The organism is Aerosakkonema funiforme FACHB-1375 (assembly GCF_014696265.1).
GTDB lineage: Bacteria > Cyanobacteriota > Cyanobacteriia > Cyanobacteriales > Aerosakkonemataceae > Aerosakkonema > Aerosakkonema funiforme_A.
Genome location: NZ_JACJPW010000057.1, coordinates 1 through 16,063, shown reverse-complemented (window position 1 = coordinate 16,063; position 16,063 = coordinate 1). Strand labels below are relative to the sequence as shown.

At 44.3% G+C, this 16,063-nt stretch carries 6 protein-coding genes; 3 read left to right on the top strand and 3 right to left on the bottom strand.

The window, feature by feature from the left end:
• Nucleotide 1: 1 nt before the first annotated feature.
• Both H6G03_RS21195 and H6G03_RS21190 read right to left on the bottom strand, forming a co-directional pair.
• Nucleotides 2-3,931: a type I polyketide synthase gene (locus tag H6G03_RS21195; RefSeq protein ID WP_190467968.1), complete on the bottom strand. Its 3,930-nt coding sequence runs from the start codon at nt 3,929-3,931 to the stop codon at nt 2-4.
• Nucleotides 3,924-9,248 (bottom strand): non-ribosomal peptide synthetase, encoded by a 5,325-nt coding sequence (locus tag H6G03_RS21190; RefSeq protein ID WP_190467965.1) that lies wholly within the window; start codon nt 9,246-9,248, stop codon nt 3,924-3,926. Before H6G03_RS21190 ends, H6G03_RS21195 begins: the two co-directional genes overlap by 8 nt.
• A 753-nt stretch (nt 9,249-10,001) precedes the next feature.
• Between H6G03_RS21190 and H6G03_RS21185 the strand changes: the two genes are divergently transcribed.
• Both H6G03_RS21185 and H6G03_RS21180 read left to right on the top strand, forming a co-directional pair.
• Nucleotides 10,002-12,794: a TonB-dependent siderophore receptor gene (locus tag H6G03_RS21185; protein WP_190467962.1), complete on the top strand. Its 2,793-nt coding sequence runs from the start codon at nt 10,002-10,004 to the stop codon at nt 12,792-12,794.
• 373 nt (nt 12,795-13,167) lie between these two features.
• Entirely contained in the window at nt 13,168-14,346 is a 1,179-nt protein-coding gene (locus H6G03_RS21180) for a PepSY-associated TM helix domain-containing protein (protein ID WP_190467960.1), read from the top strand.
• Here the strand turns inward: H6G03_RS21180 and H6G03_RS21175 are convergent.
• Nucleotides 14,313-14,501 carry a hypothetical protein gene (locus tag H6G03_RS21175; RefSeq protein ID WP_190467958.1) on the bottom strand — a complete coding sequence of 63 codons (189 nt, stop codon included), beginning with the start codon at nt 14,499-14,501 and terminating at the stop codon, nt 14,313-14,315. The two genes, H6G03_RS21180 and H6G03_RS21175, sit on opposite strands and share 34 nt — an antisense overlap.
• A gap of 198 nt (nt 14,502-14,699) precedes the next feature.
• Between H6G03_RS21175 and H6G03_RS21170 the strand changes: the two genes are divergently transcribed.
• A complete protein-coding gene (locus H6G03_RS21170; RefSeq protein ID WP_190467955.1) occupies nt 14,700-15,992 on the top strand; it encodes an MFS transporter in 1,293 nt (430 codons plus the stop codon).
• The last annotated feature ends 71 nt before the right edge of the window (nt 15,993-16,063 follow it).

Below are 16,063 nucleotides of genomic sequence, written 5' to 3'. Positions count from 1 at the left end.
TTTACGCTCCTGAATTTCTGATTGCATATACGTTGTGAATATTTGAGCCTTCATACAAGTCTTCTTGTTCGGCTTCGACGCGATAACCTTGGTTTTTCAACAAGTTAGTTACCTGTTGCAGTCGTCCCTCTATATCGTGTACTTCAATGACAATTTGCTGGATTTTTTGCCAATCATTTTCTTTAATGCCTTGAAGGACATCCAATTCGCTTTTTTGAACGTCAATTTTGAGTAAATCGATGCGCTCTACGTTGTTTTCGCTGATGATTTCAGAAATCGTTCTCAACTGACAAGTAAAAGGTTGCGCTTTAAACCTTTCTTCTAACAATTCATCAGCGTGTTCCATCACTTGTTCCATCCCTGCCATACCATTTTCCAATTGGTTGAGCATGATAGCTTTTAAAACTTCTTTCTCTTCCTGTTTATCGGCATAGAAAGAAGACATTCCCGAACTGTTGGGATAGAAGGTAAATGTTGCTGTTTTAGGTTCGTTGGATATAGCAAAATTAAACAGCTTGGCATTTATCTCATAGAAAGTGGTATTCAGGCGCAAAATTTCAAACAGAGGCGGTGCTGGCTCAAAACAGTAAATGGTGGGATTGTTGCAGTTTTGCGACGCAAAAAGCGTAAACATACCGATGTTAGCACCAACATCAAAAATAATGGCGCGATCGCGTAAATTAATCCCATGCTTCAGATACACCCGATTTTGGAAAATATCTTCATAGAAATAATCAGCTTCCGCTTTCGTTTGATAGACAATTTCCAAATTATTCGGCAACTTGTAGCGTCGCTGACTGCTAAATTTGGGTGCTTGTGACTGGGAAACTGACACCAGCACTTCAACTTCTTCTTCAGGTAATTTTTCTAACTCATCGAGCAGGATTTCTTCGATAAATAATGCCAACTCTGCCACCGTCGGCGCTTCAAAAAGAGGACGCAGGGATAAATCTATTTGAAAGTCTTTCCGCAATTGAGAAATTAACTGAATCCCAAGCAGCGAATGTCCTCCCAAAGCGAAGAAGTTGTCGTTAATTCCCACCTGTTCCACACCCAGTAATTGTTGGAAAAGTTGAGCAATCCTTTCCTCAATTTCGTTAGTAGGAGCAACATAACTTTTCCGAGGTGCTTGACGATCTATTCTCCCCTCTTCCTGAGATGGAGAGAGATTCTTTTCCTCAAAACATGGCTGCAAGCTCGGCACAAGCCGCGTTTGTTTTTGTGCAGAAATCCAATACCGTTGGCGTTCAAATGGATAGGTCGGTAAAGGTAGACGATGGCAATTTTCATTCCCATGAACAGCCGACCAATCTATCTGCACTCCTGCCAACCAAAGTTGACCCAATGCGTTCAGTAAAAATGCTATATCTGACTGCCTATCGTAGGAATGACGCAGGGAAGAAAGCGCAATTTTATCGCCTTCTATACATTGTAATGCCAAGCTGCACAAAGTTTGACCGGGGCCAACTTCTAATAGAATGGGATGCTGTTTTTTCCACAATTCTTGAATTCCATCGGCAAAGCGAACCGGTTGGCATAAATGTTTCACCCAATAATCGGGATTTGTTGCTTCTGCTGCGGTTATCCAAGTGCCGGTGACGTTGGATAAATAAGGAATTTTTGGGAGTTTGAGATTGAAGGTTTTAACGAGTTCGCGTAAGCTGGGTGCGATCGCCTCCATCATGTAAGAATGAAAAGCATGAGAAGTAACGATTCGTCGGCAAGCCAATCCTTTGTCTATTAACAGTTGTTCTAATTCTTCGATCGCATCTATTGCACCTGCTATTACACAAAGGGAGGCTCCATTAATTGCCGATAAGGAAAGTTTGTCGTTCAAAAAAGGCTGTACTTCTTGCTCGGAAAGAGGAACTGCCAACATCGCTCCCCCCGGCAATTCTTGGATCGTTTTCGCTCTTTTGGCGACCAAAGTAATGGCTTCTTCTAAGGAGAAAACCTCTGCCAAACACGCCGCCACATATTCCCCAATGCTGTAACCGATCGTTGCTTGAGGATGAATTCCCCAAGCAATCAACAATTGCGCCAAAGCGTATTCAACGGCAAAAATTGCAGGTTGTGTCAGAAAGGTTTGATTGAGCTTTTCAGTCGCAGCATCTGTTTTTTCCTCTCCACGACCTAGCATTTTTCGTAAATCGAAACCCGAACTTTTATCCAGTTTGTTTTCACTGGAATAAAGGACATCTCGCAGGTCTAAACCAAGGTGAGGTTGGAAAAGTTCGCAACAGCGATCGAATATTTTGCGAAATGTCGGCTCAACTTGGTAAAGTTCCCTCGCCATATTAACGTATTGAGTTCCCAGTCCGGGAAACATAAAAGCTACGGGACGCGAATTTGTTTCCTGGATGCTAGTGAAAACTCTTTTGGGGTCTTGAAGTGCGACAATTGCATCTTCTATATCCCGACAAACAACAGTACGCCGATGGTTGAAAGCTCGCCTTCCTACCTGCAATGTGTAAGCAACATCTGCTAAGTTTAAATCTTGATGTTGCTTGAGGTAATCAACTAAATTTATGGTTGCCGTTTCTAATGCCGAATTAGTTTTAGCAGAAAGAACTAATAATTGATAGTTTTTCCCCTGCGACCCGGCCACCCTGCGACCCGGCTTTTCCAGCGGAGATTCTTCCAAAATTACATGAGCATTCGTTCCCCCAACTCCAAAAGAACTGACTCCGGCGCGACGGGGAACGCCGTTACTTTTCCATTCAGAAAGTGTGGTATTTACATAAAAAGGACTGCTGTCAAAATCAATTTCTGGATTAGGCTTTTCAAAATGCAAAGTAGCAGGTATTTGTTTATTTTTGAGAGCAAGAACGGTTTTAATTAAACCCGCAACACCCGCCGCTGCATCTAAATGTCCGATATTAGTTTTTACAGAACCGATCGCACAAAATTCTGTCTTATTTGTATAAAGTGAAAAAGCTTCTGTCAGTGCGGCAATTTCTACCGGATCTCCTAAAGGTGTGGCGGTGCCATGAGTTTCGATATAACTAATAGTTTCGGGATTAATTCCTGCTAAGGCAATTGCTTCTGCGATCGCTCTTGTTTGTCCCTCCACACTCGGCGCTGTATATCCAACTTTTAAAGCACCATCATTATTAATAGTAGCAGATTTGATGACGGCATGAATGCAATCTCCATCTGCGATCGCATCCGATAATCTCTTCAAAACTACTATTCCCACACCATTACCAATTACAGTTCCCTGTGCTTTGGCATCAAAGGCGCGGCAATGTCCATCGGGAGATAAAAACCCGCCTTCGCGATATAAATATCCCGCTTTATGCGGCACAAATATGGAAACTCCCCCCGCCAAAGCCATATCGCATTGATAGCTTAGCAAGCTTGAACAAGCCAAACTTGTTGCTACCAATGATGTGGAACAAGCAGTCTGAACATTGATACTTGGCCCCCGCAAATTCAACTTATAAGAAATGCGAGTTGTCAGGAAATCTTTGTCATTTCCCATCAAAGTTTGATGTCCGCCAACCGCTTCGATAAATTCGCGATTTGCATAGAGATTGTTGAACAGGTAACTGTTCCAACCAACCCCAGCAAAAGCGCCAATTCGACCGGGGTAAGTTTCCGAATTATAACCAGCATTTTCCAATGCTTCCCAAGCGCATTCTAAAAACAGCCGATGTTGCGGATCGGTCATTTCCGCTTCTCTGGGACTAAAGCCAAAAAAGGCCGCATCGAATAAATCTATATCTCCTAAAGTCGCACCAGCTTTTATATAATTGGGTTTCTGCAATTCCTCCGGCTCAATTCCCGAATCCAACAGTTCTTCATCATTGAAAAACTCGATCGATTCAACGCCATCCCGGATATTTTGCCAAAATTCATCAACGTTTTTCGCACCCGGAAAGCGACCCGCCATACCGACGATCGCTATGCTTTCTAACTCCTCACTCATTTCCCCATCTCACTTGTTTCATTAATTGTTTTTGACGACTCAAAGCCAATCTTTGCTTTTGAGCTGAATCGCTAATTTCTTGGAATATTGGCTTTTCTTCTCGTTGAGGACTTAAATGTTTGGCCAATGATTCGATCGTGGGATATTTAAACATCTCAACCATCGAAATGTTTTTCTCCAACTTCGCTTGTACTCTGCTATGAACTTGGACTATCAACAATGAATGTCCGCCGAGGTCGAAAAAGTTGTCATAAATACCCACTTTTTTTAAACGCAATACTTCTTGCCAGATGGTGGCGATAATTTGTTGCAGTTCAGTTTGCGGCGAAACATAGGCAACTTCTAATTCTGGACGCAGACTTTCCGTTACAGGTAACGCCTGACGATCGACTTTACCATTCACCGTCAGCGGCATTTCATCCAACGTCACCAAGGCAGATGGCACCATGTATTCTGGCAATTTTTCTGCCAAATAGGTTCGCAATTCACTAATGGTGAGATTTTCTCCAGGATGGAGAACTGCATAAGCGATGAGGCGATCGCATTTTGCCAAAACTGCACATTCCCGCACCTTGGAATGCTGACTCAACACCGCTTCAATTTCCGATAGTTCGATCCGGAAACCGCGAATCTTCACCTGATGGTCAATTCTACCAAAATATTCGATAATTCCATCAGCACGATAACGCGCCAAATCGCCTGTTTTGTAAAGCCTTTCTCCCGCCACAAAAGGATTAGCAATAAAGCGTTCGCTAGTGAGTTCGGGACGATGTAAATAACCCCTCGCCACACCCGCGCCACCGATATACAATTCCCCTGTAATTCCGACAGGTACGGGTTGAAGATTCCGGTCTAAAATGTAAAGTTGAGTGTTGGCAATGGGACGACCGATCGGAATAGACCCCGATCGATCTTTTTCGGTGACTTGATAAACGCAACAACCAACTACCGTTTCTGTCGGGCCGTATTCATTGATTAACATCGTTTCTGGCGCATATTTTTGCCAGAAAGCTGTTGTCTGTGCTAACAGATTTTCCCCACCAATAATAAATGCTCTCGTTCGACCTGCTGCTTCTTGAGGGGATAACTGGTGACTGAGTAATTCTAACTGGGCTGGTGTAATTTTGACAAGGCTAAAATTCGATCCATTTCGCAAAGCAGCAGCAAGACTTTCTATACCTTTATCTTCCGGAAGAAGTTCGACGCTCCGACCTACCAATAAAGGCGAAAATAGCCCTGTAATCGTCATATCGAAGGAAATTGAAGAGTGAACTGTCGCTCCTTCTCCTCGCTCGACAATATATGCTTGAGTACACCAATTCAGATAGTTTGCCAGTCCTTGATGCTGAATTAAAGTTCCTTTCGGCTTACCTGTAGAACCGGAAGTATAAATAACGTAGGCTAAGTTTTCAGCACTGACATTGCTAAGGCAATTATCGCAACTTGTGACAGCAATTTCTTGCCAATCTCTATCCAAACATATAACCTTTGCTGAGTGGTGAGGTATTCTATCTAATAAGCGCTGTTGAGTCAGCAAAATGGGTGGTTTTGCATCCTCCAACATGAACGCCAATCGCTCTTTTGGATAGCTAGGATCTAGAGGTACGTAAGCGCCGCCCGCTTTCAAGATGCCCAAAAGCCCAACGAGCATTTCAAGCGATCGCTCTACGCAAATGCCAACCAAAACTTCTGGCTTCACGCCTAAATTTTGCAGGTAATGTGCTAGCTGATTTGCCCTTTGGTTTAGTTCTCGGTAAGTTAGTTTGTCATCTTGGCAGACAACAGCAATCGCATCTGGCGTTCTTTCTACCTGAGCTTCAAACAGTTTGTGAATGCAAACATTTGACGGGAATTCTGTTTTGGTATCGTTCCAATTTATCAAAATTTGTTGCCGTTCGGCTTCCGTCAACAAAGGTAGATCGGAAATAGCTCGATCGGGATTTTCAACGATACCTTCCAGCAAAGTCGAAAAATGCCCTAACATCCGGGTAATCGTATCTGCATTAAACAGATCTGTGTTGTATTCCACAGTTCCGATTAGTTCCCGTCCCGTATCTTCCACAAATAAAGTTAAATCGAACTTCGCCGTTTTATGATCGATTTCTTCAACGCGCCAACTAAGACCGGGTATTTGTTGTGCTGGCAATGGGAAATTCTGGAGAGCGAACATTACCTGAAACAGCGGCGTGTGACTTAAATCTCGTTCTGGGTGCAGTAACTCCACCAACTTTTCAAACGGCAAATCTTGGTGAGCGTAAGCCTCCAAAGCCACCTTGCGGACTCGCCGCAATAACTCTCTAAAACTGGGATTGCCACCCAAGTTACTTCGCAACACCAAAGTATTGACAAAAAAGCCAATTAATCCTTCTATTTCCTTGCGGTTGCGGTTAGCAATAGGCGACCCCACGAGAATATCTTCTCGCTCTGTATAGCGATATAGCAATGTTTTAAATGCCGCCAGCAAAGTCATAAATAAGGTGGCACTTTCTTGCTGACTTAGCTCTAAAATTGCTTGCCTGAGAACTTTTGGAAAAGCTAAAGTTTGCTTAGCGCCTCGAAAAGTCGTGACTGGCGATCGCGCACGATCTGTTGGTAGATTCAGTACGGGAAGATTGCCAGCTAACTGGTGTTTCCAGTAAGCAAGCTGCGTTTGGAACACTTCAACTTGCTGTTGCTGTTGCCAATAGGCAAAATCTTTATACTGAATCGGTAATTTCGCCAGCGGAGAAGGTTTTCCCCTAGAAAAAGCTTCGTAAAGCGCTACTATTTCTCGGATAAAAATGCCGATCGACCAGCCATCCGAGACGATATGGTGCATGACGAGAAGCAAGATGTTTTCCTCTTCTCCCACACGCACCAATTTAGCTCGCAATAAACCTCCGTCTTCTAAATCGAAAATCTGCTGCGCTTCGTCAGTTAAATAATCTTGAATTGATGATTTTTTAACGGTTTTGCAATCCCCTAATTGCCAATCTATCTCTGGATGGATAACTTGCATTGGTTGCCCATCCATTGCCTTGAAACTCATCCGCAGAACTTCATGACGTTTGATAATTTCCTGAAGGCTTTGTGACAAAGCTGCTTCGTTGATTCGTCCAGTCAGGTAAACGGCTATGGCAATGTTATAAGCAGCCGAATTTGGCTCTAACTTATTGATAAACCACAATCTCTGTTGAGCGAAAGAAAGAGGATATTCTGTCGCAATATTGCCAACTGGAGAGATAGGCACTAAGGATTTTGTTTCTCCCGCCGTTATTTGAGCGAGTATCTGCGTTGCCAACATCGAAATACTCGCACCCTCGAACAAATCTGCCACAGATACGGCTACTTGAAAATCGCCCTCAATGCGGTTTTTTAACTCAAAAACTTTTAAAGAATCCAGACCGAAACTGCTCAAAGGTTGCTGTTTGTCCGCAGAAGCTGGCGCTATTCCCAGCACTCGATCGACTTGTTCCTGAAGGTAAGATTCCAGTATTGATTGGCGATCGATCGCCGCAATTGTTAAGATTGCTTCTCGATTCAGGCGAGTAGCATCTTCTCCCTTTTCCCCACAATTCAGAATACTGCTACCCAAGACATCCAACTTGCCTGCCAAAAATTCTGACCGACAAGCACGACGTTGAATTTTACCGCTGGAAGTTTTAGGAATACTACCCGCTTTAATCAGCACCACAGCATAAACTTGTACCTCATGTTCTTCCGAGACAGCTTTGCGAATTGCGGCGATAACTTCCTCGACATTCGCTTTCGATCGAAACTGCAATTCTTGTACGACTACCAATTGTTCTTCATTGCCAATTTCGACAGCAAATGCCGCACCGCTACTCGATCGCAATTCTGGATGACTGCGTTCTGCGCTTAGTTCGATGTCAGTCGGATAGAGGTTGCGACCGCGTATGATAATTAAATCTTTGCTTCTTCCCGTGACGAAAAGTTCGCCATTTTGGCAAAATCCCAAATCCCCAGTTCGCAAAAAAGGCCCTGTGGTGCAGGCATCTTGTTTGCTATCTGCTAAATAGGCGCGGAAATTTTCTTCTGTTTCTTGAGTGCGATGCCAATAACCTTGGGCTACACTTGGCCCAGATACCCAAATTTCACCGACTTCATCCGGTAAACAACGAGTTAATTTTTCCGGATGCACGATCGCAATCTCCTGGTCTGGGATACTTTGACCGCAACTGACAAAACTTCGGATATCCTCATTTTCACCTTCAACTTCGATCGCGCGATCGCATTCCAGCGCACTCGCCCGAACACTTTTAATAGTTGGTGAAAATCTCTTAATTCCACCAGCAACCATCAAAGTTGCTTCCGCCATCCCGTAACAGGGATAAAAAGCTTCCCGGCGAAATCCACACTCGGCAAAAGTAGCAGAAAATCTCTCTAAAGTATCGTGACGGACTGGTTCCGCACCGTTAAAAGCCACATTCCAACTGCTTAAATCGAGCGTCTGGCGTTGTTCTGGTGTAATTTTTTCAATACACAATTCGTAAGCAAAATTAGGGCCACCGCTGGTAGTACCTCGATAGTGGGAAATCGCCTGCAACCACCGATAGGGACGCTGCAAAAAAGATGTCGGCGACATTAAAATGCAAGGAAATCCTCCATATAAAGGTTGCAATATCCCACCGATCAATCCCATATCGTGATAAGTCGGCAACCAAGAAATAAATTTACTGTTTGGCGAATGTTCCATTAAACGATAAGTCACTGCGGCGTTGTGCAACAAGTTGCCGTGACTCACCATTACCCCTTTCGGCTCTCCTGTAGAACCGGAAGTATATTGCAAAAAAGCTAATGTATTCGCTTCAATAAAGGGTTTTTGCCAATAATCTTCTATGTTTGGATCGAGATTATCTGTAGTCAGCCATTGTAAAGTTTCTGTCCCGATTTCTTCTTCTAGCAGGGATTTGACTTTAGATTCGATCGCCGATGTAGTAAGCGCGATCGCTGCTTGTGCGTCAGATGCGATCGCCTTTATCCTGGGCGTGTTGCGTTTGTTGCGCGGCGGATAAGCGGGAACAGCTATCACTCCCGCATACAAACAACCGAAAAAAGCCGCCAAATAATCCAATCCCGGCGGGTAAAGCAGCAAAGCGCGTTCCCCACTTAAACCCAAACTCTGTAGTTGAGATGCGATCGCTCGACTGCGGCGATCGAATTCTTGATAAGTTAAACTCGTTTCCTCGCCTTCAACCTCTTGCAAAAAGGTAAAAGCGCGTTGCTGAGGTTGATGTAAAGCCCTATACCGCAAGATGTCCGCGAAAGAGGTACAACCTACGGGGAGTTTTGCAGAGTCATTGTCAGAATCGGTCATTTTCTTCGGTGCTATCGAGAACGCCACAACGATCGAGTCAGTCAGAAGCGGGTGGTGTTGGCTTCTTTCACTGCACTGGTTTTGGAAGATTTTTTTGAGGACTTACCCAAGTGTCACAAGACAAAGGGTGCGGTCATAAGTAGTTGGTTGAGACGGGCGCGGGGACGCGGAGAAATTTTTTGCACATCACCAACGGGTGAGAAACCGCAGCCTAGCGAAGACAGCGCAACAACATACCTCTCAGCAACTACTTTAAGCTTTTGCAATTAATTCGCAATTAATTTTCACTAAGCATAAGCAATATTCTCAGTTATTAGCAAGTAGTTACGCAAAATATTTGCAAATGCTTCTGGACTTTTTGATAAGTTAAACTAATGTTATTGGCAAGTTAAAGGCAACAAGAGCGATCGCCAGCCAGATAGACAACTGCCGAAAACGGGATACCCAAAACCTTTGTTTATATTAGGCTTTGCTCAAATAAACAATCTATCTTTGGGAAGATTCATACCGCTTCTAGATGGAAATCAGATGAATTCCAATTCCGGGATGAGGAGCCTTGACAAAGTACACACCCTTACTGCTTAATGAATATCTGTTGCATTTACTTGAAATTAATTAGCAAGTAGAAAACTCAATCAGTTAAGAATTATTCCTGTTTAGCTGGTAGCGCGACAATTCACGCACAGTGCAGCATCGCCTGTGCGGTGGAGCAGAGCGCTATCCGATCCGCTTGTTGTATGTGAGGAGATTTGAGTGAAACAACTGCAATTCCTCAATGCGCTTGGGTTTGCAGGAGCCGTATCGGTGTTAGTCGCAGCGCCTGCAAAGGCGCAAATCGCGCAAGTAACTGCCGTAAAGCTCAACCCGACACCCAATGGCATTGAGGTCATCTTAGAAACGATCGATGGTAAACCGCTACAAGCCTTCACCGGCAAGTATGGCGAAACCTTTTTTGCCGATATTATTACCGCGCAATTGCGTTTGCCAGAAGGAGATTCCTTTCGCCAAGACAATCCCGCACCGGGAATTCGATCGATAGAAGTTACCCGACTGGATATCAACAGTATCAGAGTTAAAGTTATCGGAGCAGCGGATGTACCCACCGCACAAGTGACTTCCCAAAATCGGGGTTTAGTTGTCAGTTTGAATACTGCATCCGGTACAGCAACTCAACCAACTTCCCCAACACGAGAACCGGTCACTCAAGTTCAACCAACTCAACCCACTTCTCCAACAGGAGAACCGGTCACTCAAGTTCAACCAACTCAGCCGACTTCTCCAACACGAGAATCGGTCACTCAAGTTCAACCAACTCAGCCGACTTCCCCAACACGAGAACCGGTCACTCAAGTTCAACCAACTCAACCGACTTCCCCAACAGGAGAATCGGTCACTCAAGTTCAACCAACTCAACCGACTTCCCCAACAGGAGAACCGGTCACTCAAGTTCAACCAACTCAACCGACTTCCCCAACAGGAGAACCGGTCACTCAAGTTCAACCAACCCAACCCACTTCCCCAAGGGTTCAGCCTCCCAGAGAACGATCGGTTGAACTGATTGTGATCGCTGAAGCAGACGAAACAGGATATCGAGCGCCTTCTGCAACTGCGGGAACTCGCACAGATACGCCATTGCGGGACGTACCCCAAGCAGTTCAGGTTGTTCCCCAGCAGGTACTCGAAGATCGACAAGTCACCCGCGTAGAAGAAGCAGTCAGAAGCACCAGCGGCGTCAATCCCACCAGTTCATCCATTAGCACATTTGAAACCTTTAATATTAGAGGTTTTGAAAGCACAAATATTCTCCGAAATGGTTTAAGGGATTCCACTAACACTCAAATTCCATCTGAAACCGCAAACCTGGAAAGATTAGAAGTCCTCAAAGGGCCAGCATCAGTTTTGTTCGGTCAAGGCAGTCCCGGCGGTGTAATCAACCTAGTCACAAAAAGACCGCTACCCGATCCGTTTTATGCTGCTGAATTTAGCATTGGAAATTTTAGCTTTTATCGCGGAGCCATAGATTTGAGTGGCCCGCTCAACCGCAGCCGAAATTCCCTCTATCGATTCAATGCTTCTTACGAAAATTCAAATACCTTCGTTGATTTTACTCAAATCGAGCGCTTATTTTTTGCGCCCGTAGTAAGTTGGGATATTACTGAGGATACAAAGCTAACCCTGGAAGGAGAGTTTATTCGATCGAGCTTTCCCAACTATCGCGGTTTGCCAGCGGTAGGTACAGTACTTCCCAACCCAAATGGCAAGATCCCGATCGAACGCAATATCGCCGAACCCAATCGAGATTTTATCGATAACAACGCTAACAGACTGGGATACAATTTAGAGCATCGCTTCAGCGAAAATTGGTCGTTGCGAAATAGTTTCCGGGTTACCCTGTTTTCCTACGAGCAAGATAGTTTTTTCCCGAATAGCCTCGAACCCGATAACCGAACTCTCACTCGCGGTTACTCTACAGGCAGTAGCGGTACAGATAACGAGATAATGGCAACCGATTTAATCGGTAACTTTTCCACAGGGCCGATCGATCATAAGTTACTCGTTGGAGTAGAGCTATTTAGGGAAAACAACTACAAAAATAAATTCGACTTTGGGGATATTGCACCGCTCGACCTTTTTAACCCGGTGTATGGCTCCCCTAACGGCGAAATTACCTTCAGTCTTGATAATGCTACCCTGACGCGATCGGCAGGCTTTTACGTCCAAGATCGAATATCGATTTTCGATAAATTTAAATTGATATTGGGCGGACGTTTTGACTTCTACGAACAGCAGCTAACCGATAAATTAGCCAATACAGAAACAAAACAATCCGAAGAATCATTCAGTCCACGGGTAGGTATCGTATATCAGCCGATCGAACCGATTTCTCTCTACGCCAGCTTCAGCCGTTCTTTTAATCCTGTAATCGGTACAGGCTTCAATAATGAACTATTTAAGCCGGAAACAGGCACTCAGTATGAAGTAGGCGTCAAAGCCGATCTTTTAGATGGCCGACTTTCTTCCACATTTGCTATTTACCAGTTGACTCGCCAAAACGTTCTCACACCAGATCCCAGAGATGCTAACTTTTCCATCCAAACTGGCGAACAAAGAAGCCGGGGTGTTGAGTTAGATGTAACTGGTGAAATCTTGCCAGGATTGAAAGTAATTGCTTCTTACGCTTATACAGATGCCACCATTACTGAAGATAATGCCTTGCCAGTTGGCAATCGACTCGATAACGTCCCAAAACATAGCGCTGGTTTGTTTGCAACTTATGAACTTCAAAGGGGAAATCTGCGCGGTTTGGGTTTCGGCTTGGGTTTCTTCTATGTAGGAGAACGTCCCGGAGATCTTGACAATAGTTTTTATCTACCGGATTATTTTCGCACCGATGCTGCTCTTTACTACAGAAGAGATAACTTTAAAGTCGGTTTGAATGTCAAGAATTTGTTTGACATTAGATATTATGAGGCTTCTAATGGCCCTCTGCGCGTTTTCCCCGGTGCGCCTTTGACGGTGCAGGCGACAATTGGTTTGGAGTTTTGACATTTTGCGGAAATCCAAATCTTTGATTTTTTTTACCGCAGATGTAAGCAGATAAACGCAGATGTAGGCGATAGCCTTCCCGAAGGGTACGCAGATGAATCGGATGCGGATGGAGTATATAGGATTTATGCAAGTGACACAAAACAAAGACTGATTTCTAGGTACGTTGTTGCGCTTTAGCGCTAAAGTGCAACAACATACCTCTGTTTAATGTGTTATATCATATCCGATAGCATCGATTTCCTAAAAAACCTCTCTTATCTGCTCTCTTATCTGCGTTCATCTGCGTTTATCTGCTCTCATCTGCGGTAAAAATTTATCCCTTAATTCCAACAGACAATTTTTCGCATCACTCATGTACTAAAGTTTCGATATGAAATTACGTAAACTGGCATTAGTTCTGCACCGATATATCGGTGTAACGGTGGGAATATTGCTGATTGCCATCTGCTTGACTGGCAGTTTATTGGTATTTGGTAATGAAATCGATCGCTTCCTAAATCCGCAGTTATTACAAGTAGTTCCACAACCAGAACGGGTATCTTTACAATATGTAGTAAATCGGGTTAACTCTGTTTATCCAAATCTGAAAATCGACTCGATCGATATTCCTCAAAATCCCACCGCCGTTTACAGAGTATGGAGCGAATCTAAGGACAAACAGGTAGTTTTTGTTTACGTCAATCCCTACAATGGTTCGCTCCTCGGTTCGCGCCTGAAAGAAAAAACTCTGATGAATTTTTTGGTCGAATTACATATAAACTTTCTAGCCGGCGAAATAGGCTCGCTAGTTGTAGGTATTTGCGGTATTCTGCTGCTAGTATTATGCGTAAGCGGACTTGTTCTGTGGACTGGTTGGCGGAAATTTATCCAAGGATTTAAGATTAGGTGGAAAGCTCCCTCAAAATTACTCAATTACGATATCCACAAAGTATTGGGTATGCTGTCGGTTGCTTTTCTTCTGCTCATTGTATCTACCGGGGTAGCAATGAGCTTTTTCTCTCAGTTTGAACAAGCTGTTTACGCGCTCACATCCACTTCATTACCTGTTGTTCCTACCAAATCTAACCCGGCTGCCGATCGACAAACTTTGCCAGTCGATCGCATCTTACAAAATGCCAATAAAGCTTTACCAGTAGCTCAAACAATTTGGGTCAATATCCCAGCAGATTCTACAGGTTTGTATAGAGTCGGGAAAAGGTTTTCCCAAGACACTTCCCTGAGTAGTGCGAGTAGCGATAGCCAGATTTATGTTGACCAATATAGCGGTAAAGTTTTGCGCGTTAACACCGCTCATAAAGGCCCTTTAGCAACTAAGATCCTGTATTCTCTTTACCCCTTACATATCGGTAGTTATGGCGGATTGGGAATGCGGATTATCTATGTATTGGTAGGTTTGGCACCCATCGGTTTGTTTATCACCGGCTTTGTATTATGGCGTCACCGTAAGTGGTCGATCGCTCGTCGTCAAGCCGCAATCAAAGTAACCCAAAAAACTAAACGATATCCGGAAGAAGATTACTTCTGGGTTAATGAATGGCCTTGGTTTTGATTTCGATCGATCGCATATTTTACTTTCAAATAACACATCAATCCCAACTCAATTCGCCGTACTAAATCAGACAGAATTAAACGTAGGGTGGGCAATGCCCACAAAACGCCCGTAATATCATCCCCGGTTGCATCGGTAACCGAAAAAAATTGCAATCCTATCTGTGTTCATCTGTGTTTATCTGTTTTCATCTGTGGTAAAAATTTAACCACAGATTCGATGCAGACAATCCTCAACATCATTCATGTACTACCGATGCTACCAGACACAATATAACCCTCTGACAGCCCCTATGGCAGGCAATGCCTACCCTAAAAATTATCTTTTGTTTATTTACGCCCAGTTACTTACAAATGCGGAAATTTATTTTAGTTTGGAGCGGTCAAACAGCTTCTATTATTGGTAGCCAAATGACTAGCTTTGCCATGACTATCTGGGCGTGGGAAATGACAGGTCACGCCACAGCATTAGCTTTATTTGGTTTGTTTAACCAACTACCGCGCATATTGATAGCGCCGTTTGCGGGAGTAATTGTCGATCGCTTTAGCCGGAAAGTGCTGATGATGCTGGGCGATACGGTTGCGGGTCTATCCGCGATCGCGATCGTACTGCTTTATCTGACCGGCAATCTGCAAATCTGGCATCTCTACGTAACTGCTACTATCAACGGTTCTTTTGAGGAAATCCAAGAACTGGCATATTTAGCAGCTATATCAACAATGGTGCCAAAACAGCAGTACAGTCGCGCTAGCAGTATCAGCTTTTTGGCAAGTTACGGTTCCAGTATCGTCGCACCGGCTTTAGCTGGTACTTGCTATCCAACTATCGGCTTTATGGGTATTTTAATCGTCGATATTGCTACTTTTGCGATCGCGATCGCTACCTTGCTACTCGTACCTATTCCCCAACCGAATATTACAGAAACTGAAAGCTTCAGTCACCCAAATATCTACAAAGAAATTTGGTTTGGCTGGCGTTACATTGTCGCACGACCCAGCCTGCTAGCTATGTTGGTATTTATATCCTTATTTTGGTTTGCCCATGACTTTGGTGCTTCACTTTATGCACCCATGATTTTGGCACGCACTGGTAACGATGCTAGAGTATTAGCTACTGTAGCTTCAGTCGCCGGAGCGAGCGGCGTTGTGGGAGCGTTGCTCATGAGTACTTTGGGTGGCCCCAAGCGCCGGATACAGGGATTTTTGCTGGGTACGATCGCCGTGGGAATGAGCAAAATAGTGTTTGGATTTGCTCAGATCTTATGGATCTGGATTCCCGCACAATTTTGTTCGTCGATCAATTTCCCTATGCTTGGTAGTTGCAGCGATGCTATCTGGTTAGCCAAGGTTAAACCTCAAGTGCAAGGGCGCGTTTTTGCCATTCGCTCTATGAGTGTTCTGATGGCATCAACATTAGGCTATTCTGTAGCTGGGCCCCTGGCAGACTATGTTTTTGAGCCAGCTATGAAGCCGGGAGGTAGTCTCGCTGTCATTTTTGGGGGTATATTCGGCAACAAAGCTGGTGCTGGGATGGCGCTTTTGTACGTTATCAGTTCGATATGTTTGTTGGCGATCGGTTTAATTGGGTATACTTCGCGTCGATTGCGAGAAGTCGAAATTATTATGCCCGATTGCGATGTCGAGTAGCCGACACAAAAAGTTTTTCCCCACTCTCCCACTCCCCCACTCCCCCTCTCCGCCACTCCCCCACTCCCCCA

Bases quoted from the DNA above. Each gene is read 5' to 3' on its own strand.
- H6G03_RS21195 (WP_190467968.1), bottom strand. From the start codon at position 3,931: ATGAGTGAGGAGTTAGAAAGCATAGCGATCGTCGGTATGGCGGGTCGC.
- H6G03_RS21190 (WP_190467965.1), bottom strand. From the start codon at position 9,248: ATGACCGATTCTGACAATGACTCTGCAAAACTCCCCGTAGGTTGTACC.
- H6G03_RS21180 (WP_190467960.1), top strand. From the start codon at position 13,168: ATGAAATTACGTAAACTGGCATTAGTTCTGCACCGATATATCGGTGTA.
- H6G03_RS21170 (WP_190467955.1), top strand. From the start codon at position 14,700: ATGCGGAAATTTATTTTAGTTTGGAGCGGTCAAACAGCTTCTATTATT.